The organism is Herbiconiux liukaitaii (assembly GCF_041927495.1).
Lineage (GTDB): Bacteria > Actinomycetota > Actinomycetes > Actinomycetales > Microbacteriaceae > Herbiconiux > Herbiconiux liukaitaii.
Genome location: NZ_JBHFHG010000002.1, coordinates 69,282 through 95,415, shown reverse-complemented (window position 1 = coordinate 95,415; position 26,134 = coordinate 69,282). Strand labels below are relative to the sequence as shown.

Sequence of the window (26,134 nt, the reverse complement as noted above, 5' to 3'; positions counted from 1 at the left end):
GAACCATCCGGTCCCCCGATGTGTCCACCACCGTCGCCGGCGGCCCGCACCGCCCGCACGGCCCAGCCGCGAACCGCTCCACCCCCGACCACCCGTTCCGCCCAGGAGTTCCATGTCAGACGCCACCCCCATCTCCCCCACCACCCGTCCGGCCGCCGGCCCCGGCACGAGCCCCGGCCCCACCGCCGGCCGCCCCGCCCGCCCCCCGCAGCCGCAGCGGGTGCTCACGATCGCGCGCGTCGAGCAGCTCTCCCCCCACCTCGTGCGCATCATCGCCACGGGCGAAGCGGTCCACACCATCCCCGACGCCCCGCACACCGACCGCTACGCCAAGATGCTCTTCGCCCCGGCGGGCTCGGCGCTGATCCCCCCGTACGACCTGGCCACCCTGCGCGAGACGCATCCGCTCGCCGAGCTCCCCGCTCAGCGCACCTACACGCTGCGGCGCATCGACAAGGCGGCGGGCGAGGTCTGGATCGACTTCGTGGTGCACGGCGACACGGGTGTGGCCGGCCCGTGGGCAGCGGCGGCGCAGCCCGGGGATGCGGTGGTGCTCGCGGGCATCGGGGGCGGCTACGAACCCGATCCGCTCGCCGACCACCACGTGCTCGCCGGCGACGAGTCCGCCCTCCCGGCGATCGCCGCCTCGCTTGAGGCGATGTCGCGCGTCACACACGGCACGGTGCTGATCGAGGTCGACGGCGCCGCCGACGAGATCGCGCTGACCGCGCCGGAGGGCGTGACCGTGCAGTGGGTGCACCGGTCGGGAGTCGAGGCCGGTGTGAGCACGGCGCTGGTGGAGGCGCTCCGCGCTCTGCCCGCGCCCGCCGGTGACACGCAGGCCTTCGTGCACGGCGAGCGCGGCGCGATGAAGGCGCTGCGGCCTCTGCTGCTCGAGCAGTGGGGCATCCCGCGCGCCCGACTCTCGCTCTCGGCCTACTGGGCCCACGGGCGCATCGAAGACGCCTTCCAGGCGGAGAAGCGGGAGCCCGTCGGCCAGATCTTCACCGACTGACGGCCCGACCGCAACCCCCACCCCGGATCGCCTGCTTCACGCGGAACGCTCATGCAATCCGCGTACGGTGGAACCATGCCCCGACGACGACCCGAGCCCGTCTACACCGTCGCCATCGGCGTCGGTCGAGCCCTCTTCGCCTCCTGGCGTCTCAAGCACCGTGCCACCGGTGCGGAGAACATCCCCGACGTCGGCGGCGCCGTGTTCGCCATGACCCACTTCGGCTATCTCGAGTTCGCCCTGGTGGAGTGGCAGACCTGGCTGCACAACCGTCGCCGGGTGCGCTTCATGGCCACCAAGCGGGCGTTCGACAAGCCGATCGTGGGCAGCCTCATGCGCGGCATGAAGCACATCCCCGTCGACATGGCGGCGGGCGCGGACGCGTACGCGCAGGCTGTCGCGGCCCTTCGGCGTGGCGAGATCATCGGCGTGTTCCCCGAGGCGGGGGTGAGTGCGAGCTTCACGGTGCGCGACCTCAAGTCCGGTGCCGTGCGGCTGGCCGCGGAGGCCGGCGTGCCGATCATCCCGGTCGCCGTCTGGGGCGGTCACCGCCTGCTCACGAAGAACCGCAAGGTGCGCATGCGCGAGCGCTTCGGTGTGCCCGTGCACTTCGCCTTCGGCCCTGCGCAGCACATCGCGCCGGATGACGACGTGGCAGCCGCCACCGCCGAGCTCCGCACCACTCTGCAGAGCCTCACCGACGACCTGCAGCGCGACTACCCCGTCGACGGCGACGGGCAGTGGTGGCAGCCGGTGCACCTCGGCGGAACAGCCCCCACGGTCGAGCAGGCCGCGGCCGCCGACGCCGAGCGCGACCGCCGCCGCGCCGCCCTGCAGAAGAACTGACCCGAATCCGCCCGCGCGCGGATCCGTTCACGGTCAGAGGATGTAGACCTTCCGCAGCGTCTCGGTGATCGTCCACCGCGTGCGGGTTCCCGCGGCGAGGCGCCCGACCGTGCCGGGCTTGAGGTCGAGCGGCGCGGGCAGGGTCACGGCGTCCACCCCACCGCCGGCCCCGTCGCCGGCATCGTCGACCGCCCCGAGGAACTCCACCCGCCCACGCCCGCTCAGCACCACGAACACCTCATCGGCCTCCGTGTCGGTCACCACGCCGGGCGTGATCTCCCACAACCCGATCCGCGAACCCCCTTCGCCGACCAGCTCGACCGACGCGGTCGTGGGCGACCCGGCCACCACGTCCTCCGCCGCGACGGCCTCGTGCACGAGACCCACATCGGCCGCCTGCACGGCGGCATCGGCTACGAGGGCGGATCGGGTCTCGGTCATGCTGGCTCCTCCGTGGTCAATGCGGGATCTTCATTCTGGCCGAACGTCGCCGGCTCCCAGTCGCGCAGTTCGTCCCGCGTCATCGGCCGCAGCGTCTCCGGCAGAGGCCAGGAGAGCGCGAACTCCCGCACGGGTGCCCGCATGTCGCCGAAGTCGTCTTTCTTCACCAGGATCCGGGCCGTGCTCACCTCGACGATCCGCACCCGCATCCCCTCACTCCCTGGCCCGAGGAGGTGCGCATCCTGCAGCAGGTAGGCGTCGGCCAGGTAGCCGATGCCGAGGTCGTCGAGCAGCTCCTCCGCCTCCAACCAGTCGACCGCACCGGCACGTGAACGCCCGAGGAGGTCCACCGGCACGAACCCGTCGCCAGAGGGCCGCATCCAGCCGACGAGCTCGCCATCCTGCCGCCGATGCTCGATCCACCCGTCCCGCAGTGGCGACACCGAAATCGCCGAAGACCCAGCCTCGGGCTCGACCCCAGGCACCGGGCTCGCGGCGTCGCCGCTCATCGCTCCTCGACCTGCCCCGCGTCGACGTGCCAGTGCCGGTTGAGGCGCACGGTGTCGAGCATCCGCCTGTCGTGGGTCACGAGCAGCAGCGTGCCCGTGTACGACTCGAGGGCCTCCTCGAGCTGCTCGATGGCCACGAGGTCGAGGTGGTTCGTCGGCTCGTCGAGCACGAGCAGGTTCACCCCACGCGCCTGCAGCAGAGCGAGACCCGCGCGCGTGCGCTCACCGGGCGAGAGCTCGTCGACGGGGCGCGCCACATGGTCGGCCTTGAGTCCGAACTTGGCGAGCAGCGTGCGCACCTCTGCCACGGGCCAGTCGGGCACCTGCTCCTCGAAACGGGTGGCGAGCGGCGCGGATCCGGCCAGCACCGCCCGCGCCTGATCGATCTCGCCGACCGCCACCGAGGTGCCCTGCGAGGCCGTGCCCGACGTGGGATCGACCCTTCCGAGCAGCAGCCGCAGCAGCGTGGACTTGCCGGCTCCGTTCGGCCCTGTGATGCCGATGCGGTCCCCCGCATCCACCTGCAGCGACACGGGCCCGAGCGTGAACGCCCCTTGTGACACCACGGCCTCCGACACCGTCGCCACGACTCCCGACGAGCGCGGTGCCGACCCGATGGTGAACTGCAGCTGCCACTCCTTGCGCGGCTCCTCCACCTCGTCGAGGCGTGCGATGCGGCTCTCCATCTGCCGCACCTTCTGGGCCTGCTTCTCGCTCGACTCGGCCGCGGCCTTGCGCCGGATCTTGTCGTTGTCGGGCGACTTCTTCATCGCGTTCCGCACACCCTGGCTCGACCATTCACGCTGCACGCGGGCTCGCGAGACGAGGTCGTCCTTCTTCGAGGCGAATTCGTCGTACTCCTCACGGGCGTGCCGCTTGGCCGTCGCCCGTTCCTCGAGGAAGGCGTCGTACCCGCCGCCGTAGACGCGGTTGGTGCCCTGCGCGAGGTCCAGCTCGAGAACTCGCGTGACGCTCCCGGCCAGGAACTCGCGGTCGTGACTGACGAGCACGACTCCCCCGCGGAGGCCCCGGATGAACGCTTCGAGGCGCTCCAGCCCGTCGAGGTCGAGGTCGTTCGTCGGCTCGTCGAGCAGCACGATGTCGAAGCGGGAGAGCAGCAGGGTGGCGAGTCCCACTCGGGCGGCCTGGCCGCCGGAGAGTGAGGTCATGAGCGCATCGCCGGCCACCTCGAGACCGAGCTCGGCGAGCACCACGGGCAGCCGTTCGTCGAGGTCGGCGGCTCCGCTGGCGAGCCAGCGCTCGAGCGCGGTCGAGTACACGTCGGCGGGATCGGGGGCACCCGGGGTGGTCGGCGCTGCATCGCCCAGGGCGTCGGCCGCGGCATCCATCTCGGCCGTCGCTTCGGTGGTGCCGGTGCGTCGCCCGACGTACTCGGCCACGGTCTCGCCGGCCACCCGCTCGTGCTCCTGGGGCAGGAAGCCCACGAACGCATCCGTCGGAGCGAGCGAGACGCTCCCCTCGAGAGGCGCGTCGATACCCGCGAGGATGCGCAGGAGCGTCGACTTGCCGGCGCCGTTCGCCCCCACGACACCCACGACGTCTCCGGGCGCCACAACGAGGTCGAGCGAGCTGAACAGGGTGCGGTGGTCATGCCCACCGGCGACCCCCTTGGCGACGAGCGTTGCGGTCATCCCCCCATGCTCTCGCACCACCCACCCCTCCCAGAAATCCCTACGACGCCTCCGCCAGAGTCACGTCGGCCAGATCGACAGTCATCCGGATCGGATCGGCGCCCTCGACCGTCATCAGCACTTCCACTCGGCCGTTACGCGGCTGGATGACCGTGGCCGGCAGCATTCGGGTACCGAAAGGTACGACAACCGCTGTGCCGAACTTGGGGACCCGCGTCAAACCCCTCGTGCCCATGTCACCCCTCCTCGCCTCACCAAGGCATACCGCCCGTTCTGATACTCAAATATACCTCAACTAAGGCATCCAACGCTGAGGCGAACCCGCTCACGGCCCGTCGCGCTCTCCGGAACGTCGCGAGGGTCAATGGATGCTCGACGTGGGCGGTCAGGAGCTTTTCGGGATCATTGTGGGCGATCCCGTTGCGAGCAGTATTGAGCCACTCGATCCAGTCATGCCAATGCCGACCCGCAACTGGGTGGAGCGCATGGATGTCCGGCCACAGCGCTAGCCCCAACCTGAGAAAATCATTACCGAGATTTCCTGCGTTCGCATTCCCAACATCGAGTTTGCGGCCCTGCTCCATCCTCACCCGCACGATCGCACGGATGTGCTCGTCGGGGACTGTTGCCTCTGTCAGGAGCGCATCCGCCGCCTGGTCGTGGAGGTCGCGGGCGAAGCCCTGCAGCTCCGAGGCCAGGCGTGCGATGAGGGCGTGGTTGAGCTCGGTGGTCAGGCTCGGCCGGCCCGGCAGCCCGCGCGTGACCGCCTGATGCGCCCCCACGAGCGCATCGAGGTTCGCCGATCGAGTGGTGTCCCACTCCCGGAGCGCTCTCGAGACCATGGCCGAAGAGTAGATCCTGCTATCCGGGCGGCTGGGCGTCGTTCGGACATCGGTGGAGAAAGCCCCTCTCCACAACCCCACAGCTGCACGAGCGGTGGCGGGCAGGGTGACCGCGAGGGTCGGCTACTCGAGGAGGTCGCTGCCACTCGCTGTGCAGCTCGCCGTGGCGTAGGGGCCCGAGGCCGTCTGCTCCACGAGGATGCGGCTGTCGAGGATGATGCGGCAGGTCACGTCTCCGTCGTTGTCGCCGTTGGTGGCCGTGATCGTGTAGCTGTTGTAGGTGTCGGCGCCGCCGAACGAGACGTCGAAGTCCTCCTCGAACGGCAGCCGCTGCGCGGTCTCCTGCTCGGTGACCGAGATCCCGTCGTCGTAGGCGGAGTACGAGATGTCGACATCGGATCCGGTGCCGTCGACCTGGTAGACGAGCGGGATCTCGGTGCCCTCGCCGCCGTCGAACCCGTTCGATCCGTTGAGGCCGTCAGCGCCGCCCGCCGCCCCGATCAGGTGCCCGAAGAACACGAAGGTGTAGACGATCGAGAGGATGGACGCGATCACGAGCGCGAAGAACCCCAGGATGGCGCCGGCGATGGCCGCACCCTTCGAGCCGGGGCGGATGAGCGCGATGATCCCGAGCACGACGGCCGCGAGCGCGATGAGCACGGCGAGGTAGCTGAAGAGGGGCACGAAGGCACCGATGAACGCCACGATGCCGACGATCAGGGCGATGAGACCGATCCGGTTGCGCCGCGGCGGCACGGGCGGGGCCGACGGATGCTGCGGCTGTGCGTACGGGTGCTGCGGCGGCTGATAGCTCATGCCCCGATGATGGCACAGGGCGCCCGCGGCCGAAACGACTCCTCAGAGGGAGTCCGGTGCACCGCAGGCGCTCAGGAGACCGCGGTCGCCCGGGAGCCGGCGGTCGCCAGGTGCCACAGCACGTCGCGGAAGGTGTCCCGATCCGCGGGCGCCACGCCCTCCAGCAACCGGTCGACCGTACTGTCCCTCGACTGATCGATCGCCACCTGGATCGCTCGCCCGGCCGCCGTCGGCTCCGGGATGCGCACGCGGCGATCGCTCGCCGACGAGGTGCGCACGATCAACCCAGCGCGCTCGAGACGGTCGAGGATGAGCACCATCGTGCTCTTGTCGATGCCGAGCTGGGTGGCGATCTCGAGCTGGGTACGCTGCGTTCCGTCGCCCGCGAGGTTGAGCACGAGCCAATCGCGCAGGTCGGCGAGACCGTGCTCCACGGCGAGGGCGTCGAACGACGAGGCGACCGAAGCGGTGGCCCGCTGCGACAGCCACGCGAGGTCGGCCGTGCGCGCACCGTCGGTGACCTCGCAGAAGGTCGCGGCGGGTGCCGGACACGTCGTGGGCTCGGAGGTCATCCCCACAGTCTAGCGATCGCACGTCAATCTGTCTTGCCTCAAATGATCTTGTATTAGACGATCTGATCATCTACGGTGGATCAGGTGCGTCACGACGCATCACCACCGAACTCCCCCGCGCATCCCGCAGGGCCCTCGAGAGGAACTCCACCATGTCCGACCTCCGCATCGCCGTCATCCTCGGCAGCACCCGTCCCGGCCGCAACGGCGAAGCCGTCGCCAAGTGGGTGCTCGAGCAGGCCGCCGGCCGCTCCGCGAGCTACGAGCTCATCGACCTCGCCGACTTCCCGCTGCCCCACCTCGACGAGGCCATGCCCCCGGCCTACGGCCAGTACGCCAATGACCACACCAAGAAGTGGGCGGCCACGATCGCCGGCTTCGACGGCTTCATCTTCGTGACCCCCGAGTACAACCACTCCACGTCGGGCGTGCTCAAGAACGCCATCGACTACCTCTACGCCGAGTGGAACAACAAGGCCGCCGGCTTCGTGAGCTACGGCAGCCTCGGCGGATCGCGCGCCATCGAGCACCTGCGCGGCATCTCGGCCGAGCTGCAGATCGCCGACGTGCGCCAGCAGCTGAGCTTCTCGCTCTTCACCGACTTCGAGAACTTCTCGACCTTCACCCCCGGCCCCCAGTTCACCGACGCCGCCGGCGTGCTGTTCGACCAGGTCGAGGCCTGGGCGGGTGCGCTCAAGCCCCTCCGCGGCTGAGCCTGAGCCATTCGCAGCCGGCGCCGGCACCCCTCGACCTTCGAGGCGGTGTCGGCGCCGTCCGTTTAAGTGTTGCCGACTCCGGCGTAGTGCTCGGCCAGGCGCTCGAATCCCTCATCGAGGGGCACGGATGGCGCCCACTGCAGCATGCGCCGCGTCTCGCGCTGGTCGAACCAGTGCGAGGTCGAGAGCTGCTCTGCGAGGAACCGGGTCATCGGCGGTTCGCCGCTGAACAACGCGGGTCGCAGGCGCGCGGCGACACCCCACACGCGCTCGACCGCCGACCCCGCGGCCTGCCCCACCCGTGCCGGCACGCGCCAGCGCGGCGCCGGTACGCCGGCCGCGGCGCAGATGCGCGTCATGAGCTCGGCGACCGTGCGGGGCTCCCCGTTCGTCACCACGAAGGCCCGCCCGTGGGCGTCCTCGGCGCGGTCCAGCGCAGCGGCGATCGCCTCGGCCGCGTTGTCGATGTAGGTGGTGTCGATGAGGGCGGTGCCGTCGCCGAGCAGCGGCAGCGTGCCGCGGCGGGCGCGGTCGACGACCCGCTCGATGAGCTGCGTGTCGCCCGGGCCCCACACGACGTGCGGGCGGATGGCCACGACCGGCATCCCGGAGTCGTCGCGCGAGAGCGCCAGCAGTTCGGCGGCAGCCTTCGTGCGCGCGTAGTCGCCCCTGGCGGCGAGGGGGTCGGCCGGATCGGCGCCCACTCCCGCGAGCGATCGGCCCGCGTGAGCGACCGACGGCGAGGAGATGTGCACGAAGCGGGTCACCCCTGCGTCTCGGGCGGCGTCGAGCACGATGCGCGTGCCCTCAACATTGATGCGATCGAAGTCGCGCGGATCCCCCGCCAGCGACACCTTCGCCGCGAGGTGCACGACGGCGTCCCTGCCGGCCGTCGCGCGCCGCACGGCGGCTTCGTCGGTGACGGTCCCGAGCACATCCTCGACCCCCGCGACGGTGGAGGGCCGCCGCTGCAGCGTGCGCACCTCGTGCCCGCCGTCCCGCAGCACCTCCGCAACCGCCCGCCCGAGGTACCCGCTCGCCCCGGTCACCAGCACCTTCATCGCGCAGCCTCCGAGTGACGGAGGTGGTGGTCGGCCACACCGCAACTCGCGCGATCGACCTGACGGCGCCCGGCGTCGACGTGGCCATCAAGAGTCGCGGTCATCGGCGGATCGGAGGCGTCGAGGTGAACGCGGCTCGGTGGGCGGCCGGGGGCGTCAGTCGACCACCGGAGAGGGCTTCGGCGGCCCAGGCGGCGAGGGCCGTGCGGTCGATCTTCGAGTTGTGGCGGATGTCGGTGGGCAGCTCGGGCACGACGAACACGGCCACGAGCGGCTCGGTCGAGTGCCGCCGCACCTCGTCGGCGAGCGCCGTGTCGGCGAGCTGGGCGCGGGAGGCGCGATCCGTCGTCTCGACGACCGCCACGATCTGCTGCACGCCGGCCGGGCCTACGCCCACAGCGGCCGCCCGGCGGATGCTCGGCACGCCCTCGATGGCCTGCTCCACACCCACGGGCGCGCGGAGGCCGCGATCCGTGGTCATCACGTGCCGGATCCGCCCCTCGATCCACACCCGACCCGCCTCATCGAGGTGCCCGATGTCCCCCGTGCGGTGCCACCGCATCCCAGCGCCATCGCCCGCAGTCGCGCTCTCGAGATCCATCGCGGTGGTGGCGGTGCCCACGGCGGCATCGGTGGTCGTCGCGGTGGCAGGGCTCGTCGCAGTGGCGAGGTTCGCGGCGTCATCTTGGCCGGTTGGCACGGCGCCGCCGGTGGTGCCCGCGGTGGGGGCGGCGCTTGCGGTGTCGCGGACGGCCTCGCGGTCGGCTCGCCAGAGGCGGTCGTAGCCCTTCTTGAGGTGGGGGGCCGAGATCACGATCTCACCCAGCACACCCGGCGTAGCGGACGGCGCACCCGTGGCGGCGCCCGACGCATCCAATGCGCTGATGAGCACTCGGTTGCCCGCGATGGGCGAGCCGACGCACACCCCCACGTCGGGCCGGTCGGCCGCCTCGATGATGCCCTCGCGCGTGATGTCGGTCACCAGCAGGCACTCCGTCATGCCGTACGGGGTGTGGGCGCGCGCGTTCGGCATGAGGTCGGCGACCGCGTCGAGCAGCGGCCGCCCGATGGGCGCCCCGGTGGAGAGGAAGCGGCGGATGGCGCGCAGCTCGTCGCGATCGTCGGTGGTGAGCGCATCCGCCGACCCGGTGACGCCGAGGATGGCGGCCGGCGAGAGGAACGCGATGCGCGCACCCGAGGCGCGGGTGGCGTCGGCCATGGCCTGCGCGGTGAGGGTGCGCGGTGAGGTGTGGTTCATGCGCGGCGAGACGGATCGGGTTCCGAGGGCCGGACCGAGCAGCGCGAACGGCGCGAAACCGGTGACCAGGCCGGGGTCGTCGGTCACGTCGTAGGCCGCGGCGAGGGTGTCGCGCACGGCCGAGAGCTGGCGGTGCGTGTAGACGACGCCCTTGGCGGGGCCGGTGGAGCCCGAGGTGAAGAGCACGGCGGCATCGTCGTCGGCGCGCGGAGGGGTGGGCAGGCGGTCGCCGTGCTTCGGGGCCACGAGCTCGGGCAGGGTGTGCCGCACGCCGAGTGCCCAGCGGGCGCTCGGGGGCAGCTGCCGCACCGAGATGCGCTGGCCCGGCCAGCCTCCGGCGCGCGCGGCGGCGAGCCCCGGGGTGTCGGCGATCACGTAGTCGGGCCAGGCACCGCGGATGGCGCGACCGAGGCCCTTGAGGCCGAGACCGGCATCGGCCACCACCACGACCGCGCCGATGCGCAGGCACGCGTAGACGACGGCGGTGAGGGTGGCACCCGGTTGCACGAGGAGCGAGACGCGGTCGCCCTTGGTCACGCCGATGCGGCCGAGGCCGGTGGCGATGCGGTCGACCCGATCGGCGAGCGTGCGCCAGCTGACGCGGAGGGGCTCGCCGTCGGCACCGACCGCCGACATGTCGATGACGGCATCGGCGCGATCCTGAGCCCGCGCATCGAGCGCAGCCCACAGGGGCACGTGCGCGTCGTCGGCGGGCACAGCAGCGTGCCGACCGGATGCGGGCTGCGGTGCTGCGGACGCCGGAGCGGAGGCTCCCTCGGGCGTGCCGGGGCGGAGCGCCGGAGCGGGGAGGGTGGCGAGCCAGTCGAGGACGGTCTCGGCGTAGGGGGTGTCTTCGGCGATGAGGTGGCCTGCGCCCTCGAAGCGGTGCACGTCGGCGTGCGGCAGGCGGTCGAGGAGGTCGTTGAGGTAGCGGTCGGAGAAGATCGGATCCTCCGGCCCCCACAGGAACAGAGCGGGCACCTCGAGGTCACGCAGCCCCTCGGCCACCGACACGAGAGCCGCATAGCTGCGGTGCGAGGGGCCGACGGGGATGTCCTCGACGAAGGCATCGATGCCCCGCCGGTCGCTCGCGCGGGCGTAGGGGGCGCGGTAGGCGTCGCGCACGCCTCGCGGCAGGGCGGGCTTCGCGAGAGCGAGAGTGGTGTCGAGGAACGCGGTCGTGAGCGCGGTCGCGGGCGTGCGCACGCCCCGGGCGCGGGCGAGCGTGAGCGGCGCGGGGATGGGCAGCCCCTCCGGCTGCCACACCGCGGTGTTGAGCGCGGCGACGGCCACGAGCGACTCCGGATGACGCACGGCCCAGCCGAGCGAGACCACTCCGCCCCAGTCGTGCCCGAGCGTCACCACGGGTCCGTCGATCCCGAGCGCCTCACTCAGCGCCCCGAGATCCCGGATCCGCTGCTCGAGCCCGCGATCGTGCCCCGTGCGCTCCGAGAACCCCATCTCGAGCTGATCGACGGCCACGACCCGCCAGACAGCAGCCGAAGCCGCATCGGTCGCGGCCGCATCCGTCGCCGCCGCTACCAGGCGGCGCCACAGGTACGACCACGTCGGGTTGCCGTGCACCGCCAGGATCGTGCCGGTCGGCTCCACCCCGAGCGCGTCGAGCGCAGCCGCGTTGTCGAGCACATGCCACGTGCGCACGCTCCCGACATCCACCCCCACTCCCTCGGTGGAGACGAGGCGGCTGAACCGCGGCTCGTACTCGGCGAGCGAGGCCGGGGGTAGCGAAGCGGGCTTCACCAGGCGAGTTCCATCATGGCGGTGTTGAGTCCCGATCCCACACCCATGAGCAGCACCCGGTCGCCGCGCTGCAGCTTCGACTCCTCGGCGGCGAGCGTGAGCGGGATCGACGCGGGCCCCACGTTGCCCCAGGTCGGGTACGTCACCGGCACCACGGCCTTGTCGAGCCCCACGGCATCCACGATCGCGTTGGTGTGCACACGCGAGACCTGGTGGGTGATGTAGCGGTCCATCTTCGACCAGTTCCAGTCTTCGGAAGCGTCGCGCCAGGCGGAGGTCACGAGCTCGAGGCCGCCCTTGAGCAGCGCCCGAGCATCTGTGAACATGCCCTGCACGCTGCCCACGCACAGCTCGTGGAATTCGGTCGCGGCACGCGTGACCCCGCCCAGGATGCGGTGACCCTCCGGGTGCTCGTCGGCGCGCCCCAGCACGGCGGCGGCGCTGCCGGAGCCCAGCGTGAGCGAGGCGAACTCGCTCATGAACTCCTTGCGCTTGATGTCGCCGCTCAGCAGCCGCTCGATGGTGTTGGTCTGGATCTGGTCGGCGTCTTCGCCGTTGATGATCATGGCGTAGCGGATCTGGCCCGACTGGATCATCCCCGCCGCGAGCGACATGCCGTTCACGAAGCCGAGGCACGCGTTGGCGACGTCGAAGTTGACGGCCGAGCTCGGCAGCCCGAGACCGTGGTGCAGACCGACGGCCACCGAGGGCTCGAGCTGCATGCGGGTGACGGAGGTGTTGATGAGCAGACCGATGTCGGATGCCTTCACGCCCGCCTTGGCGAGAGCGTCGTTGCCGGCCTCGATGGTGGCGTCGATGCAGTTCTCGTCGCTCGCCCAGTTGCGGCGCTCGAGCACGCCGGCCACACGTTCGAGCAGGCGCGGCGGCAGGCGGAGGCGGGAGAGCACGGAGGACAGGCGATCCTCGAGCTCGGACGACAGGGTGACCCGCGAGGGCATGCGGCCCGCGACCGAGAGGAGGGCGACATTGTCGAAGTGGGTGGTGGCGTTTCCTGACATCATTCGTCTTTCGGTGCGCCGGAGCGCGGAAGTGTAGAGGTGACCGATCGGGCATCGGCGTCACGGCATGTCAAACAACCTACTCGCCCTCGCCGTGAATCGGCGGCGCGAGAGCAGTGGTCACTCCACCCTAGAAGACACCCCATGCACCTCGCGGCATGAACGGTGCCCGTGCATGCCCGCGCCGTCTCTGGTCCGACGTGGTCTCAGCGGGGCACCTTGACCGTCTCGTTCGGATGCCCGGTGGTCACGCGCTCCAGGATCACCCGCCCCGCCACCTTCGACGCCGGAACCACCGCGTACCAGATCCGAGCACCCCCACGCGCCTTGTACTGCCACCGCTCGCAGTTCACCCCCTCGACCACGACGATGCCCAGGTCGCCGCGCAGCCGGTAGCATCCCGCACCCGCGGCGGTGGGTGTGCTCGTGAGGAACTCCCACGCCTCGACGGCGGAGTTGCGAGCCGTGGCCCTGAGGTCCGACCAGCCCTTCTCGGCCTCCCTCGTCCCGAACGTGATCTCGTACTCCGTGGACCTCAGCGGGCGGCCGACCGTCGAACCGCGTGGCATCGCTACGGCCGGTCGACGGGTGGCGCGGGATCGAGCCACTGAAGGCCTTCGCCCCGTCCACGAGGGAGCCCAGCGGCGTAGGCCTCAGCTGTCCCGCGCCACGCTGCCTGCACCGCCAGCAGCCCTTCGTACTCGCCGAGCTCGGCGGCCGACCACACATGGCGGTCGATCTCCTGCGCATAGGCCTGGACCTCGTCGTCAGTCAGCAGCGCGGTCCACGCGAACAGCTCGGAGAGCACGGTGGTGAGCTCACGCGTTCGGAGGAGACTTCGCATGATGCGACTCGCCAGTGCGATGCCCTCCTGCTGCTGCTCCAGATCTTCAGCCCGGAGCAGCACAAGGTCGGCTGCGTCTCGTCGGGTGATGCGCACGGCACCCTCTTCGGCGCGTGCCGCGACCTCCTTCGGGGTGCGGAGGAAATTCGTGAAGGTCGCTTCAGACATCATTCCTCCACTCTACATCTGATAAACATCTGACAACTTCGCCAGACCAGTATGACGGGGAATCAGGAGGGGGTCGCGTGAGTAGTTGTCACCTAGGAGGCGACGGCGTCTGCTAGTGAGAAGTTGCGAGGAAGCGGTCGGCTGTGCGGAGGGACATCGCCATGATGGTGAGGGCCGGGTTGGCGATGAGGGAGCTGGCGAAGGTGGAGTTGTCGGCGATCCAGAGGTTGGGGATGTCGTGCGAGCGCCCGTCGGGGTCGACCACCGAGCGGCCGGCATCCGTGCCCATGCGGCACGCCCCCACCGTGTGGGCCGTGCGGGCCAGCACCCGGGTGCTCGTGGCGCCCGCGGCCTCGACGATCGCCGTCATCGTGGCGATGGCGTGCTCGTCGATCGCCTTCTCGTTCTCGCCGGCGGAAAAGAGGATGCGGGCCTCCGGGATGCCGAACTCGTCGAGCTCGGTCGACAGCTCGAGGTAGTTCGAGTCCGACGGCAGGCACTCGGCGTTGATGCCCACGCCCGCGGAGAAGGGGTAGTCGTCGAGCGCGTGCATGAGCTCCTGCCCCCACAGTCCGCCGCCGCGAGTGAGCGCGGAGGCGTAGGTGAGGGGCATGACGCCGAGGCTCTGCATGAGGTAGCCCCCGGCGAAGCCGGCATCCGCTGGTCGCACCATGTCCTCGCTGATGATCGACGACGGGTAGCCGCGGTAGCCGCGCATCTCGGTGTCGAAGGTGCCCCAGACCTGCGTGGCGCCGTGCACCATGAAGTTGCGGCCCACCTGGCCGCTGCTGTTGGCGAGGCCCGTGTGCAGCAGCAGGCGCGGGGTCTCCACGCCGCCGCCGCAGAGGAAGAGGTTGGCGCAGCGCTGGCGGTGCTCCACGCCGTCCTGCCGGTAGACAACGGCGGTCACGCGACCCGTGCTGTCGGTCTCGATGCCGTGCACCATCGCGTTCGCGCGGATCTCGGCTCCCGCGGTCACGGCGGCCGGCAGGTAGGTGGTGTCCATGCTGGTCTTGGCGGTGGTGCGGCAGCCCTGGTGGCAGTTGCCGCACGAGGTGCAGGACTGCCGGACGCCGTGGTCCGGCTGGTGGCGGTCGCGCGTGAGTACGGCGGCGGGGGCGTCGGTGGCGCGGATGCCGAGGGCCTCGCAGCCGCGCATCATCATGTCGGATGAGGCGTTGCGGCGCGTGGGCGGGAGGTCGTAGCGGCGGTCGGGATCCCACGGGTAGTGGGCGGGGCCCGAGACGCCGATGAAGCGCTCGACGCCCTCGATGTAGCGGGTGAGCTCGTCGAAGTCGACGGGCCAGTCCTCGCCCTTGCCCGAGTCGGTGCGCAGGCCGATGTCCTCGCGGGTGGGGCGCGGGGTGAACGCGCCCCAGTGCAGGGTGGACCCGCCCACGCCGCGGCCGCTGTTGTTCTGGCCGAAGGCGGTGGGGTCGCTGCCGCCGCTCAAGCGCTCGGCCATCCAGTTAATCTCGGTGGCCTCGGTCTCGTCGGGCGTGTGGCCGTCGGGCTCGAAGTGGGGGCCGGCCTCGAGGGCGACCACGCGCAGGCCGCGGGCGGCGAGGGCGGCGAGGATCGGGGCGCCACCGGCGCCCGTGCCGATCACGACGGCGTCGACGATCTCGTGCTCGGAGTGGCGCTGCATGCCGCTGAGGTTCACGCGGAGGCTCCTGCCTGGTCGGTGCTGCTGAGCGGAGTGGTGGCGGCGGCCGGAGCGGCGGCGGATGGGCTGGCGCCCGCTCCGGCAGCCGGGTCGGTGGCGGATGGGCTGGCGCCGCGGGTGGGCGCGGGCTGCGGGGCCGGCTCCCAGGTCTCGCGCTGGCCCGCGGCGAGGAGCTGGAAGCCCTGCTTGCGCTCGCCATCGCCGCCCGTGGCGAACCCGTCGAAGCCCACGCGGGCGAGCGACGCCGGGTGCGCGAGCCAGATGCGCACCAGGTCGGTGCGCGCATCCTCGAACCACGTTGCCAGCTGCGACGGAGTCAGCCGCGATGCCGCGGGCGCATCCACGCGTCGACCACCTCCCCCGCGCTCGGCGTCGCCGCCCTCGGCCCCACCGTCGGTGCTGGTGGTGGCATCGGCGGTCGCAGTGTGAGGGTCGGCGAGGGTGTGGAGGCGGATGTCCTGTTCGGGCGCCGGGAGGTTCGCGAACCCACTGAGGGCCTGCAGGCCTAGCCGGTAGGCCTCTGTGTCAGCGGGGAGGTCGGCGTTGCGCCAGCCGTCGCCCTTGCCTGCGGCGAGCTGGGCGTCGACGCGCGCGGCGAGGTCGATGCGGGGGCCGTCCTGCGGGACCACGCGATCCGCCACGGCCCGGAGGGTCTCCAGGGCGGCGGGCGTCAGGGACTGCGGCGCGTAGCGGGGATCGTCGGCGAGGGCTCGGCGGGCGAGGATGCCGCGCGTGCGGGCGCTCGTGTGCGCGGAGGCGATGACCGCCGCCGTGTCGCGGGGAACGACGGGAGCCGTTCCGGCCTCGTCGCGCCAGAAGTTGCGGATGAGATCAGCGACCACCGTGGGCTTCTCGAGCGGCAGGAGATGCGCTGCGCCGTCGACGACCGCGAAGGTCGCCCGCGGATACAGTGCCCCGTTGAGCCGTTGCTGCGCACCCTCGCCGAGATCGCCGTCCTCGCGACCACTCACGATGAGCGCGGGGACCTCCATCGTCTCGGTGGTCGCACTCCAATCCTCGAGACTCCCCCGGTTGAACCACGCCGTCCATGCCTCGGGCGCAGTGCGCGCCAGATCACGGAGCATGAGCGCGTCGGCGGCCGGTGCGAGCGGCCCCGCAATGTTCGCGTCGATGAAGGTGCGCGCATCCTGAGGCCCGATCCCGCCACCATCGCTGCCATGGGCCCACCCGAGCATCTCGGCGCGCCTGGCCTCGTCCATGGGCTCGGGTGAGACGGGCGACCCCGCGAGCAGCACGACCCCGCACAGCCCGAAGAGCGGCGCGGTGCCCGCCAGCACGCGCGACGCCACGAGGCTCGCGATCTTCCCACCCATCGAGTGCCCCACGAGGATCCACCGGTGGGGAGCCGCGAACGCCAGCTTCGCGATCACGAACTGCACGGTCTCCTCGACGGTCGCGGCCCCCTTCGCCGCTTCGTCGCCGAACCCCGGCAGATCGATGCCCAGCACGTCGAACTCGCCCGAGAGCAGAGCCCCGACGTCGGCGAACGCCTCGCGGCTGGATCCGAGTGCGTGCAGGTAGACCAGAGTGGGCAGGTCGCGAGACCCTGCCGCAGGAGAAGTATCGATCGTCGTGCTCTTTCGTTCGGGCTGAGCCATCACTCGCCAACCTAGTCAGATCGCCCCCATCGGCAAGCCACCGCCGGGGTCACTCGTCACGCAGGGCGGCGTCAGGCGCCGCGTCGGCCCGAGAAGACGGCGTGCAGGGCCGGGATGATCGACGCGACCATGAGCACGGTGCCGAACACTGCGTCGTCGGGGCGCAGGATGGCCCCCGTCACGAGCAGCGCCCCGAACAGCAGCGCCGAGACCACACGCCCCGCCGCCCGCTCCAGCCGAGCGACCCGCCGTTCGAGCGCGGGGCTCGACACAGCGACCGACCCGTCCTCGAAGCGCGTGATGAGCCCGTCGAGGCGCTTCGGCAGTCGCCAGGCGAGCGCGAGGTTCTCGAGCGCCTGCTTGCCGACATCCGACGCCACGTTGCCCCGCTCCTCGCGGATGAGCTGCTGCGCGTAGGGCTCGACGGAGTCCCACAGGTTGAACGACGGCTCGAGAGCGCTGCACACCCCCGACGTGAGCGACATCGCCCGGATGATGAGCAGGAAGTTCTCGGGCAGCTGGAACGGCAGCGAGCGGATGACGTCGCCGAACTGCACGGCGAACTCGCGGAACTCCCGCGGATCCACCTCCCGCAGCTCCGCGAACCCCATGCCGCCGAATCGCGCGAAGAGCTGCGTGAGCGCGCGCTCGAGCTCGTTGGTCTCGGCCGACTGCAGCAGCACACCCAGCTCGCGCGCCGCATCCACGAGCCCCTTGCCGTCGCGCGAGGCGGCGGCGATGAGCATCTTGCGGAGGCCGGCGCGAGTGGAGGGGCCGACCTCGCCCATCATGCCGAAGTCGATGAAGGTGAGCTTCCAGGCGCGCGCGCCCACGGTGTCCGACGCGCCGGTGGCGGCGACCGCCGACGGGTCGACGGGCAGCGGGGTCACGAAGATGTTGCCGGGATGCGGATCGGCGTGGAAGAACCCGTTCGTGAAGAGCTGGTCGAACATGACGGCGGCGAACACCGGCGCCACCTCGGCGGGATCGATCCCGGCCGCCAGCAGCCCGGCGTGGTCGTTGATCTTGATCGCGGTGACGTCTTCGAGCGTCAGCACACGCCGAGTGCTGCGCGGCCACACCACGGCGGGAACGCTCACCCGTGCGTCGCCCGCGAACTGCTCGGCGAACCGCTCCGAGCTCGCGGCCTCGTGCAGGTAGTCGATCTCCTCGAGCGAGGTCTGCGCGAACTCCTCCACGAGCGCGGGCGCATCCACGCGCGAGTAGACGAGGCGCACGTGGCTCAGCCAGCCGCCCACCTTGCGGAGCGCCGCGAGGTCGACCTCGACGATGGCGTCGATCCCGGGCCGCTGCACCTTGAGCACGACGCCTTCCATGCCGGCGTCGATCGCCTCGAGGGGCAGCAGTCGAGCCCGGTGCGCCTGCCCCAGTGAGGCGGCGGCGACGGGTGTCGGATCGACCCACGCGAACGCCTGGGAGAGGGGAACACCCAGTTCGGCCTCGGCCAGTGCCCGGATCGCCTCGAACGGCACGGCGGGCACCTCATCCTGCAGACCCTCGAGCTCTTTCGTGATCTCGGGCGGCAGCACGTCGAGGCGCGACGACATGAACTGGCCGACCTTGATCATGAGACCGCCGAGGTCGACGGCGAGCACGTGGAACTTGCGGGCGAACCGCTGCATCCGCTTGGTGCGGGTGCGCTCGGCGATCTTGACGAGGCCGATGCGCGGCAGGGCGAGCTCGAAGAACCACGTGACCGCCAGGTTCCAGCCGGCGAAACGCAGGATGCGACGGTAGCGCGCGCGAGCTTCTCGGGGGCTGGGGACCGAGTCGCCGCGATCGGGTCTAACCGATGTCACTCCCGTCAGGCCTGGGCGAGGATGCCGTACAGGCGACGACGTGCGTCTTCGAGCTCCGTGACGGCCTGCTTGATCTGCTCGGGCGTTCCGGTGCGGCCGATCTGGGCGGCGGCCTGAGCGAGCTCGAAACCGGCCTTGGGAAGGGCACCGAAGTCGCTCTTCTCGTCTTCGTCGTCCATGGCCCACGGCGAGGTGGAGCCCGTGGCGGCGACCTCGGCGCGACCGGCCTCGGTGAGGGCGTAGGTCTTGCGACCGTTCGACTCCTCGGCCGCGATCAGGCCCTCGTCGGCGAGCAGCTGCAGGGTGGGGTAGACGCTGCCGGGGCTGGGCTTCCAGCTGCCGCCGCTGCGCTCCTCGATCTCACGGATGATCTGGTAGCCGTGCATGGCGCGCTCGGCCAGAACGGCGAGCACGGCGGCGCGCACGTCGCCACGGCCCACGCGGGAGCCGGTCTTCTTCTCGAAGCGGGCCTTGAACTGCTCCATGGCCTGGAAGATGGCGTCGGGGTTGAAGCTCGCGCCGTTGTTGCCGTTGCCGCCGAACGCGCTGCCGAAGCCGCCGCCGAATCCGCTGCCGGGGAATGAGTTGCCCATGATGACCTCCGTTGTGTGTCGCGAACGATACTTAACGATACGTCTGACCGACACTCACCGACACACCCAACGACACACCCACAGTCAACCGTCAGTTCGGGGTTCCTGTGCTGCTCATCCGCAGGCGATGCCGTTGGCGTCGCGGTCGAGATGGGGGCCGAAACCGGGGTCGCCGGCGCGGAGGGGGGCTGCGCCGGCCTGGCGGACCGCGTCGCAGTTCGCGTAGGTCGGCGTGGGCGCTGTGCCGTCGGTGTCGGGCGTGGCGGCCTGCAGCGGGGAGTCGAGGGCGGGTTCGGACGGGCAGGTGTCGAGGATGCGGTCGAGTGCGTCTTTCTCGGGTGCCGTCACCCACAGGCCGTAGGCGGCCTTCACCGAGACCTGGCGCGCGGCGTACTCGCAGCGGAAGGCCTTGTTCGATGGCAGCCAGGTGGCCGCGTTGCCGGCACCCTTCTGCGAGTTCGCGGGCCCGTCGACGGCGTAAAGGTTGAGCGGATCGTTCGCGAACGCCACCCGCTCCTCCTGCGTGAGCTGCTGCGCCCCCGACTGCCAGGCGTCCAAGAGTGCCACCACGTGGTCGATCTGCACGGCTGGCGACGTCGCCTCGCCTCTCACAAACGCGATGGTGGCACCGGTGTACGGATCGCTGAGCGTGCCGCTCAGCACCCTGCAGGATCCCGCCATCGTCAGGTCGACGAGGTCCCGGACGAGGATGTCGTTGCGGGTGTCGCACCCGTTCCGGTCGACGTCGATCCACGCCTCCCCGAACCGCCCCTCGCGCTCGTACCCCGTCTTCGGCGCCCGCCCCTTCACGGGCAGCGTCTCGAGCACGGCCGCCGCGCTCAGCCCGGCCCGAGAGCCGAGGTGACCATCGTCCCCACCACCGATCACCAGAGTCCCCGCAGCACCGACGGCCAGCACCCCCGCGAGTACCGCGGCCACGGTCACCGCCCGCCATCGCCGCCGCACTCGCTGCACACTCCCCCTCGGACTCGAAGGCACAACCCTACCCGCGAGCCACCACCCACCCGCCCAGGCGCGGCCGCCACCCCCGAACGCACGAACTGCGGCGCCGGTGTCCCGGCGCCGCAGTCGTGTCGTGCGGTGGTGCGTGTCGTGCGGTGGTGCGGCTTAGCCCGCGGCGCAGACCGTGAGGTTCTCCACGGCCGGCGACAGCGTCTTCTCGCCACCGAGCAGCGTCACCCGAGAGGCACCCAGGGCGAGGATCTGCTCGAGCGTCTCGGCGGGCACGCAGTCACCGGGAACGGTGAACAGCGGCGCGTCGATCCGGGGAGCCAGCGCCGAGCCCGAGAGGGCGTCGGGGAAGTTGGCTCCCGTGGCGAGCAGCACGCGGTCGGCCGTCTCGAAGAAGTACTCGTTGATCGAGCGCGACGCCTCGTAGCGGTCGGCACCGCCGAGACGCACGGTCGTAGCGATCCGCGATGCGTCGTCGAAGACACCGGCCGAGACCGAGCTCTCGCCACCGGCGACCACGATCTCCGCCACGCCGAGACGTGCCATGAGCGCGACCGTGGCGTCGTCGAGGCCGGAGGCCGATCCGTCGACGAGGATCAGCGGACCGGTGCCGTCGAGCGCTGCTCCCGCCGACAGGGCGTCGGGGAACGTCGCACCTGCCGCCAGCACGGCGACCGGCGCTCCGTCCGGGAACGCGTCAGCCGCGACGGCACGGGAGGCCGCGAAGCGGTCGGCGCCACCGAGACGGCTCACGGGAGCCACCTTCTCGAGGGCCGTCTGCACAGCCGGCGTGACACTCGAGGTGCCACCCACGACCACGATCGACGACGGGTCGAGCCGCTCGAGCTCCGCCAGCACGACCGGCGGCAGCGAGGCCGCGGTGGTCAGCAGGATGGGCGCGTCGTCCGTCGCCGCCGCGGGAGCAGCGGAGAGGGCGTCGGGGAACTTCTCGCCCGAGACCACGTAGACGGTGTCCGCCCCGTCGGGGAAGCCCTCCTTCGACGTGTTCACCGAGACCTCGTAGCGGTCGGCGCCGGCGATGCGGTCGGCATCGAGTGCCACCGTGAGCGTGGCGGTCGCGGTGCGACCCGATCCGTAGCCCGTGGCGACCAGCTCGAGGGGTCCGCGCGCCGCGTCAGCGGGAACGGTGACCTCGAACGAGACGGTGCCGTCGGTGCTCACGACGCTGCCGGCACTGGTGCCGCCCACGGTGAGCTCGACCGACTCGCCCACGCGGAATCCGGATCCGGTGACCGTCACGGTGTCGCCGGGCGAGACCGAATCGGCCGACAGCGTCAGCGCATCCGGAGCGGCCTGCGCCTCGGCGCACGCGTCGCCCTGCGCACCCACCTCGGGCAGCGACGGCAGCACGGCACCCGCGCGGTCGACGACCCCGTCGTCCTCCCGCACCACGATGCGGCCGAAGCTGTCACCGATGGTGACGCCCTGCTGCGTGTTCGTGGTGTTGGTGATGAACGAGGTGGAGGCGGAGGTCGAGGTGCTCGCATCGCCCTGCAGCGGCACGGTGATGACCTTGCAGACCTCACCGACCGAGAACGACAGCTCCTGCATCGAGGAGAGCACGCGGGTGTTGCCGTTCACCGGGATGGAGCTCACGTAGACCGTGGCGGCCTGCTCGGCGGGGCGGGAGAGCACGACGGGAACGTCGACCGAGCCGACACCCGAACCCTCTTCGACCTTCACGTCGGGCATCGACGCCACCGGGAGGGTGGAGGTGGCCGGCGAACCGAGGGTGGCACCCGACTGCAGCGCGAGGTCCGAGAGCAGCACGCCGCCCGTCTCACGGGGAGCGGTGAAGCGCACCTGGGTGACGTCGGCCAGGTTGACACCCGTGAACGCCGTGGTGGGCACGGCGATCTGCTGCAGCAGCACCTTGCGCAGCGGGTTCGTGGAACCCGGCAGCACGGTGAGCGCGTCGCCGTACTCCGAGGCGGTGACGGAGGCCGATCCGCCCGTGGAGTCGAGCAGCGTCACGGTGAGGTCGGTGCTTCCACCGATCGCGACCGAGTCGTCGGGCGAGACGCGGAACGACAGGGTCTCGGCGGTCGTGAAGTCGCTCGCCTCTGCCGGCACCTGCACGCGGAGCTCGCCGGGGGCGGCGCTCCCTGCGGGCTCAGTGTAGGTGAAGTGCAGCGACGGGGTCGACGGCACCGAGGTGGCGCGGCCGTTGCCGTAGGTGGCGCTGAGGAACCCGTAGTCGGGAGCCTGGGCGAACCCGAGCTCGGTGACGCAGTACGGCATGGTGGCCGGCACGTCGAGCGGGCTCATGCTCTCGCAGTACTGGTAGGTCCCGGATCCCACGACCTGCGTGGTGGTCTCGGGCTCGGCGAACGTGTTGATGTCGACACGGTCGGAGGGCGCGAGGGTCGAGCTGACCCGCACGTCGGCGCGGCCGGCCGAGGCGGGCTTGGCGTCGGATCCATCGAAGAGCGGCATGAACTGCTCGTCGCCGCCGAGGGTGAGGCGGAAGAAGCCGGCGATGTAGGCGTTGCCCACGGCGTACTGCTCGGCCGCGTTCAGACGGCTCGGCGCGGACTCGCCGCACGTGGGGTCGGTCTGGTCGCGATCCATGATCGCCCAGTCGTCGCTCGTGGCGACGGGGTAGAGGCCGGGGGTCCACGCGGTGTTGAAGAAGTTGTGGTTCGTGCCCATCACGAGCACCGACGAGCGGAACACGTCGTCGCCGTAGGCGTGACGCGAGTCGTCGATGTACTTCTGACCCATCTGGTCCTCGACGTCGCCGTCGCAGTACGGCAGGATGACCGCGGTCGGCACACCGGGAACGGTCATGCGCGTGTAGTCGGTCGGGGCGAGCGGCAGCACACCCGTGATGCCGTAGGGCTCACCCTGCTCGGAGTTGAGCAGAGCGGCGCGCATCACGCCCTCTCCACCTCGCGAGTGCCCCATGAGGCCCACGTTGTCGAGGTCGAGGCGGCCGGTGAGCGCGGTGCCGAAGCCCACGTCGGTGCCGGCGTTGGCCTGGCGCAGCAGGTTGAGGTGATCCATCACGAGCTGGCCGCGGGCGGCTGCTCCGGTGTCGTCGGCGAGCGAGCCGTCGAGCGCGTTGATGGCGTTGGCCGAGATCGAGACGACCACGTAGCCCTGGCTGGCCAGGATCTCCGCGGCCTCGTTGTAGCCGAGGTAGCTCTCGACGTCGACCTGGTCGGGGTTGCAGGGCCAGGCGGCGGGGTTGCGGGTTCCGCCGGCGCACGAGGTGTGGCGGCCGTGCAGGAACACGGCGACGGGGCGCTCGCCCTCGGCGCCCTCGGGCAGGAACACCGCGGCGCGGATCTCGCCCTTGCGGCCGAAGTCGCGGATGTCGACGGCTTCGTCTCCGAGGTCGTAATCGGCGCGCGTCACGGCGTACTCGCCGCGTGCGGAGGGGTCGTCGGCGAGGATCGGCGCGTCAGCAGCGGCCGGCGGCACCTCCTCGGCGAAGCGGCGGGCGGCGTCGCCCTGGTCCTCGACCTCGACGGCCGGGTCGCCCGCGCCCGACCAGCCCTGGTCGATCACGGTGGCGTCGGCGACCGCGGGATCGGTGGTCACCACGGTGAGGGTCAGCCCGTCGAGCGACTCCTTCGCGATGCCGAGCTCGACGCCGTCAGCCCAGAGGGTGGCCGCATCGCTGCGGATCTCGAGGGGCTCGGCGAGGGTCTTGGTGACTTCGTAGCCACCGGGGATCTCCTCGACCGTCCAGTCGTCGCCGGTGGCGATGGGTGCGGTGGCGGTGAGGGGGGCGGATGCGGCGGGTGCGGTGGTCGTGCTCGCCGCGAAGGCGGGGACTCCCACCAGGGCCGGCGAGACGGCCACGAGGAGTGCGGTGGCGATGGCCGCCGCCCTCCAGCGCTCGGTTGATCTGGGCACAGTGCTCCTGAGTGTGAAGGTGACGGATGGCCGTGCACCGACCGTGAGGAGTCCCGCGGGGTGTGCAGGAGCCGCACGGCCCGCGTTGGCCGAGTCTTCACGCTAGCTGTGAGCCGACCCCGGATCCGGTGGGGAAACACGATGGAAACGGGATGTTTACACCCGTGTGCCCGGGCTCAGGTCTGGCTCAGATCTGGTCGGGCAGACCCGCTCTGCGGAGGAAGGCGGACTGGTCCGAGCCGCGCGGGAGGGGGCGCGTCGCCGCGGTTCCGGCGGGGCGCTCCGGGGCCGTCGAGCGACCGAGCTCGGCGGGCAGCACGTCGGTGTCGGCGAACAGATCGGCGAGCTCATCCGTCGCATCCGCCGCCTCCGGAGACGCCGACGACTCCACTGCGGGACGGCCCGGCGCGTTGCGTGAGCCGGGTGCGTTCCTGGACCACACCCAGTCGCGCTTGCTCGCGCCGCGCTGAGGGGTCGCCTCCTTCGAGGGCACCGCCGCACGCACATCGCTCGCCCCGGCGCCGGCACCGGCACCGGCTGCGACGCCGGCAGCGGACCCGGCACCGGCGGCCTCCTCGGCCTCCAGCGCGCGCTCCCACTCCCCCATCCGCGCCTCGGCGCGGGCGCCGGCGTAGCCGCCCCACACCTCGAGCGCCCGCGAGATCACGGCCTCCTGCTGCGCCAGCACGGCCTTGTTCACCCGTTTGCCGTGCTTCACCTGCCGCTCAGCACGATCCTCCGCCACGGCCACCTGCACCCCGGCCTCGACCGCGATGGCGCGCGACCGCTCGGCGGCCCAGATCGCACCACCCGAGACCTCGCCGTCCTCGCGCACGTCGAGGATCCGGTCGTAGGCGGTCTGCCCGCCGAGGTTGCCGAGCACCTTCACGATCACGGGCAGCAGCTCGATGCAGATGAACAGCAGCGCGATCATGATGTGCGCGAAGTTCAGCAGCGCATTCGTCTCACCGAGCCGGAACAGCGCATCAAGGCGCGAGAGCAGCCCCGCACTGTTGTCGACGGCGCTCTCGTAGGCGGCCTGCTCTGCGGCGCGTTGATCCTGCGCCGTCGCGAGCTGCTCCTTGTCGGCCGCTAGCTGCTCGGTGGCCGCATCGAGCCGGCTCTGAGCGGATGCCTCGAGGTTGGTCGTCGCGGCCTCCTCCGCCGCCTGCTGCGCGGCCTGGGCCGCGGTGAGCCGGGCCTCGGCGGTCTCGAGCGCGACCTGCTTCGACTCCGTCACGGGGCCGTCGCCGCGCACACCGGTGCCCCCGCTGCCGTCGATCTCGGCGAGGTACGCGGCCTGGGCGGTGTCGTACGCGGCCTGGGCCGCGGCCGTGGCGGCCACTGCGGCGGCGTAGTTGGGGTCGGAGGCGAGGTCGGTCTGCAGCCCCTGGTCGACGATCGCCTGGTTCGAGGCGATCGAGGCCTGGAGGTCGGGGATGGCGGCGTACCGCGGATCCTCGGCGATGCGCTGCTCGAACGCGGCCTTGTCCTCGGCCTGCATCACCTGGATCTCGGAGTTGATCTCGGCCTGGAAGATCTGCAGCGTGAGCGGGGTCGAGATGACCGTGCCGATGATGAGGGCCAGCGCCACACGCGGGATCGCGAGCGCGATGTTGCGCCACACGCCCTTCTGCTTCGCCATCCCGATGATCAGCAGCCGGTCGAGGTTGAGGATGATGACGCCCCAGAAGACGCCCACGATGATCGCCACCGCGAGCGGAGCCCCCACGGCCATCACGAGCGCGAAGGTCGCCGACACCGCCGAGAGGAAGGCCGTGCTGAGGATGACGCCGCCCATGGCGACGAACCGCGCGCGGTCGCCGGGCGCATCCGCCAGCACGTCGAGGCGGGCGCCGCCCAGCCAGGCCATGAAGTTCGAGACGGGGTTGGAGTTGTAGCGACGGGCCATTCAGCGGCGCCCTTTCAGGGAGGTGGCATCGATCACGGCGTCGGATGCGCGCTCGAGCGCGAGCAGACGTCTGACACGAGGAGCGAAGCTACCCCATCCGCATCCGCACTCCCTGGCACACCCCTGTGCGCCCGCCGTCACCCCCGA

Annotated in this window: 22 protein-coding genes; 3 read left to right on the top strand and 19 right to left on the bottom strand. The window is 71.2% G+C overall.

The features are described from left to right. The first annotated feature begins 112 nt into the window (after nucleotides 1–112). Together ACEXQC_RS00960 and ACEXQC_RS00955 are read left to right on the top strand one after the other, a co-directional pair. Nucleotides 113–1,015 carry a siderophore-interacting protein gene (locus tag ACEXQC_RS00960; RefSeq protein WP_374817418.1) on the top strand — a complete coding sequence of 301 codons (903 nt, stop codon included), beginning with the start codon at nucleotides 113–115 and terminating at the stop codon, nucleotides 1,013–1,015. 75 nt (nucleotides 1,016–1,090) lie between these two features. Continuing rightward, nucleotides 1,091–1,861, top strand: a complete 771-nt coding sequence (locus ACEXQC_RS00955; protein ID WP_374817416.1) for a lysophospholipid acyltransferase family protein — start codon at nucleotides 1,091–1,093, stop codon at nucleotides 1,859–1,861. Between the two features lie 33 nt (nucleotides 1,862–1,894). On the opposite strand, the gene ACEXQC_RS00950 is transcribed toward ACEXQC_RS00955, so the two are convergent. From ACEXQC_RS00950 to ACEXQC_RS00920, 7 genes are all read right to left on the bottom strand, one after another. Then, nucleotides 1,895–2,302: a cupin domain-containing protein gene (locus tag ACEXQC_RS00950; protein WP_374817414.1), complete on the bottom strand. Its 408-nt coding sequence runs from the start codon at nucleotides 2,300–2,302 to the stop codon at nucleotides 1,895–1,897. Continuing rightward, nucleotides 2,299–2,811 carry a hypothetical protein gene (locus tag ACEXQC_RS00945; RefSeq protein WP_374817412.1) on the bottom strand — a complete coding sequence of 171 codons (513 nt, stop codon included), beginning with the start codon at nucleotides 2,809–2,811 and terminating at the stop codon, nucleotides 2,299–2,301. Before ACEXQC_RS00945 ends, ACEXQC_RS00950 begins: the two co-directional genes overlap by 4 nt. After that, nucleotides 2,808–4,463 carry an ABC-F family ATP-binding cassette domain-containing protein gene (locus tag ACEXQC_RS00940; RefSeq protein WP_374817410.1) on the bottom strand — a complete coding sequence of 552 codons (1,656 nt, stop codon included), beginning with the start codon at nucleotides 4,461–4,463 and terminating at the stop codon, nucleotides 2,808–2,810. Before ACEXQC_RS00940 ends, ACEXQC_RS00945 begins: the two co-directional genes overlap by 4 nt. 40 nt (nucleotides 4,464–4,503) lie before the next feature. Further along, nucleotides 4,504–4,629 (bottom strand): hypothetical protein, encoded by a 126-nt coding sequence (locus tag ACEXQC_RS00935; RefSeq protein ID WP_374817408.1) that lies wholly within the window; start codon nucleotides 4,627–4,629, stop codon nucleotides 4,504–4,506. Nucleotides 4,630–4,714: 85 nt separating this feature from the next. After that, nucleotides 4,715–5,305 (bottom strand): hypothetical protein, encoded by a 591-nt coding sequence (locus tag ACEXQC_RS00930; RefSeq protein WP_374817406.1) that lies wholly within the window; start codon nucleotides 5,303–5,305, stop codon nucleotides 4,715–4,717. Nucleotides 5,306–5,428: 123 nt separating this feature from the next. Next, on the bottom strand, nucleotides 5,429–6,121 hold the full coding sequence (locus ACEXQC_RS00925; protein ID WP_374817404.1) for a hypothetical protein: 693 nt from the start codon (nucleotides 6,119–6,121) through the stop codon (nucleotides 5,429–5,431). A 71-nt stretch (nucleotides 6,122–6,192) separates the two neighbouring features. Then, nucleotides 6,193–6,693: a MarR family winged helix-turn-helix transcriptional regulator gene (locus tag ACEXQC_RS00920; protein ID WP_374817402.1), complete on the bottom strand. Its 501-nt coding sequence runs from the start codon at nucleotides 6,691–6,693 to the stop codon at nucleotides 6,193–6,195. A 152-nt stretch (nucleotides 6,694–6,845) separates the two neighbouring features. Here ACEXQC_RS00920 and ACEXQC_RS00915 point away from each other — a divergent pair, with 152 nt between their 5' ends. Beyond that, a complete protein-coding gene (locus tag ACEXQC_RS00915; RefSeq protein ID WP_374817400.1) occupies nucleotides 6,846–7,406 on the top strand; it encodes an NADPH-dependent FMN reductase in 561 nt (186 codons plus the stop codon). Nucleotides 7,407–7,471: 65 nt separating this feature from the next. On the opposite strand, the gene ACEXQC_RS00910 is transcribed toward ACEXQC_RS00915, so the two are convergent. The 12 genes from ACEXQC_RS00910 to ACEXQC_RS00855 all read right to left on the bottom strand — a co-directional run bounded on the left by ACEXQC_RS00910 (nucleotide 7,472) and on the right by ACEXQC_RS00855 (nucleotide 25,987). Beyond that, the gene (locus ACEXQC_RS00910; protein ID WP_374817398.1) at nucleotides 7,472–8,470 is read right to left on the bottom strand and encodes an NAD-dependent epimerase/dehydratase family protein; all 999 of its coding nucleotides are present in this window, start codon (nucleotides 8,468–8,470) and stop codon (nucleotides 7,472–7,474) included. 100 nt (nucleotides 8,471–8,570) lie between these two features. Next, nucleotides 8,571–11,489, bottom strand: coding sequence for an alpha/beta fold hydrolase (locus ACEXQC_RS00905; protein WP_374817396.1), 2,919 nt, complete (start codon nucleotides 11,487–11,489; stop codon nucleotides 8,571–8,573). Beyond that, on the bottom strand, nucleotides 11,486–12,508 hold the full coding sequence (locus ACEXQC_RS00900; RefSeq protein ID WP_374818818.1) for a 3-oxoacyl-ACP synthase III: 1,023 nt from the start codon (nucleotides 12,506–12,508) through the stop codon (nucleotides 11,486–11,488). The genes ACEXQC_RS00905 and ACEXQC_RS00900 overlap by 4 nt, the downstream gene beginning before the upstream one ends. 206 nt (nucleotides 12,509–12,714) lie before the next feature. Beyond that, nucleotides 12,715–13,077 carry a hypothetical protein gene (locus ACEXQC_RS00895; protein ID WP_374817394.1) on the bottom strand — a complete coding sequence of 121 codons (363 nt, stop codon included), beginning with the start codon at nucleotides 13,075–13,077 and terminating at the stop codon, nucleotides 12,715–12,717. Between the two features lie 2 nt (nucleotides 13,078–13,079). Then, entirely contained in the window at nucleotides 13,080–13,523 is a 444-nt protein-coding gene (locus ACEXQC_RS00890; RefSeq protein WP_374817391.1) for a type II toxin-antitoxin system Phd/YefM family antitoxin, read from the bottom strand. Between the two features lie 109 nt (nucleotides 13,524–13,632). After that, on the bottom strand, nucleotides 13,633–15,183 hold the full coding sequence (locus ACEXQC_RS00885; protein WP_374817389.1) for a GMC family oxidoreductase: 1,551 nt from the start codon (nucleotides 15,181–15,183) through the stop codon (nucleotides 13,633–13,635). Then, nucleotides 15,180–16,805 (bottom strand): alpha/beta hydrolase, encoded by a 1,626-nt coding sequence (locus tag ACEXQC_RS00880; protein ID WP_374817387.1) that lies wholly within the window; start codon nucleotides 16,803–16,805, stop codon nucleotides 15,180–15,182. The genes ACEXQC_RS00885 and ACEXQC_RS00880 overlap by 4 nt, the downstream gene beginning before the upstream one ends. A 71-nt stretch (nucleotides 16,806–16,876) precedes the next feature. Then, a complete protein-coding gene (locus tag ACEXQC_RS00875) occupies nucleotides 16,877–18,625 on the bottom strand; it encodes an ABC1 kinase family protein (protein WP_374817385.1) in 1,749 nt (582 codons plus the stop codon). Between the two features lie 5 nt (nucleotides 18,626–18,630). Continuing rightward, nucleotides 18,631–19,218 carry a PadR family transcriptional regulator gene (locus ACEXQC_RS00870; protein ID WP_374817383.1) on the bottom strand — a complete coding sequence of 196 codons (588 nt, stop codon included), beginning with the start codon at nucleotides 19,216–19,218 and terminating at the stop codon, nucleotides 18,631–18,633. Nucleotides 19,219–19,332: 114 nt separating this feature from the next. After that, nucleotides 19,333–20,157 carry a GmrSD restriction endonuclease domain-containing protein gene (locus tag ACEXQC_RS00865; protein WP_374817381.1) on the bottom strand — a complete coding sequence of 275 codons (825 nt, stop codon included), beginning with the start codon at nucleotides 20,155–20,157 and terminating at the stop codon, nucleotides 19,333–19,335. A gap of 189 nt (nucleotides 20,158–20,346) precedes the next feature. Further along, complete coding sequence (locus ACEXQC_RS00860; protein ID WP_374817379.1) at nucleotides 20,347–24,075, bottom strand: cell wall-binding repeat-containing protein; 3,729 nt, start codon at nucleotides 24,073–24,075, stop codon at nucleotides 20,347–20,349. Nucleotides 24,076–24,262: 187 nt separating this feature from the next. Beyond that, the gene (locus ACEXQC_RS00855) at nucleotides 24,263–25,987 is read right to left on the bottom strand and encodes a DUF4407 domain-containing protein (RefSeq protein ID WP_374817377.1); all 1,725 of its coding nucleotides are present in this window, start codon (nucleotides 25,985–25,987) and stop codon (nucleotides 24,263–24,265) included. Nucleotides 25,988–26,134 lie beyond the last annotated feature (147 nt).

Bases quoted from the DNA above. Each gene is read 5' to 3' on its own strand.
- ACEXQC_RS00960 (WP_374817418.1), top strand. From the start codon at position 113: ATGTCAGACGCCACCCCCATCTCCCCCACCACCCGTCCGGCCGCCGGC.
- ACEXQC_RS00955 (WP_374817416.1), top strand. From the start codon at position 1,091: ATGCCCCGACGACGACCCGAGCCCGTCTACACCGTCGCCATCGGCGTC.
- ACEXQC_RS00950 (WP_374817414.1), bottom strand. From the start codon at position 2,302: ATGACCGAGACCCGATCCGCCCTCGTAGCCGATGCCGCCGTGCAGGCG.
- ACEXQC_RS00945 (WP_374817412.1), bottom strand. From the start codon at position 2,811: ATGAGCGGCGACGCCGCGAGCCCGGTGCCTGGGGTCGAGCCCGAGGCT.
- ACEXQC_RS00940 (WP_374817410.1), bottom strand. From the start codon at position 4,463: ATGACCGCAACGCTCGTCGCCAAGGGGGTCGCCGGTGGGCATGACCAC.
- ACEXQC_RS00935 (WP_374817408.1), bottom strand. From the start codon at position 4,629: ATGCTGCCGGCCACGGTCATCCAGCCGCGTAACGGCCGAGTGGAAGTG.
- ACEXQC_RS00930 (WP_374817406.1), bottom strand. From the start codon at position 5,305: ATGGTCTCGAGAGCGCTCCGGGAGTGGGACACCACTCGATCGGCGAAC.
- ACEXQC_RS00925 (WP_374817404.1), bottom strand. From the start codon at position 6,121: ATGAGCTATCAGCCGCCGCAGCACCCGTACGCACAGCCGCAGCATCCG.
- ACEXQC_RS00920 (WP_374817402.1), bottom strand. From the start codon at position 6,693: ATGACCTCCGAGCCCACGACGTGTCCGGCACCCGCCGCGACCTTCTGC.
- ACEXQC_RS00915 (WP_374817400.1), top strand. From the start codon at position 6,846: ATGTCCGACCTCCGCATCGCCGTCATCCTCGGCAGCACCCGTCCCGGC.
- ACEXQC_RS00910 (WP_374817398.1), bottom strand. From the start codon at position 8,470: ATGAAGGTGCTGGTGACCGGGGCGAGCGGGTACCTCGGGCGGGCGGTT.
- ACEXQC_RS00900 (WP_374818818.1), bottom strand. From the start codon at position 12,508: ATGTCAGGAAACGCCACCACCCACTTCGACAATGTCGCCCTCCTCTCG.
- ACEXQC_RS00895 (WP_374817394.1), bottom strand. From the start codon at position 13,077: ATGCCACGCGGTTCGACGGTCGGCCGCCCGCTGAGGTCCACGGAGTAC.
- ACEXQC_RS00890 (WP_374817391.1), bottom strand. From the start codon at position 13,523: ATGATGTCTGAAGCGACCTTCACGAATTTCCTCCGCACCCCGAAGGAG.
- ACEXQC_RS00880 (WP_374817387.1), bottom strand. From the start codon at position 16,805: ATGGCTCAGCCCGAACGAAAGAGCACGACGATCGATACTTCTCCTGCG.
- ACEXQC_RS00870 (WP_374817383.1), bottom strand. From the start codon at position 19,218: ATGGGCAACTCATTCCCCGGCAGCGGATTCGGCGGCGGCTTCGGCAGC.
- ACEXQC_RS00855 (WP_374817377.1), bottom strand. From the start codon at position 25,987: ATGGCCCGTCGCTACAACTCCAACCCCGTCTCGAACTTCATGGCCTGG.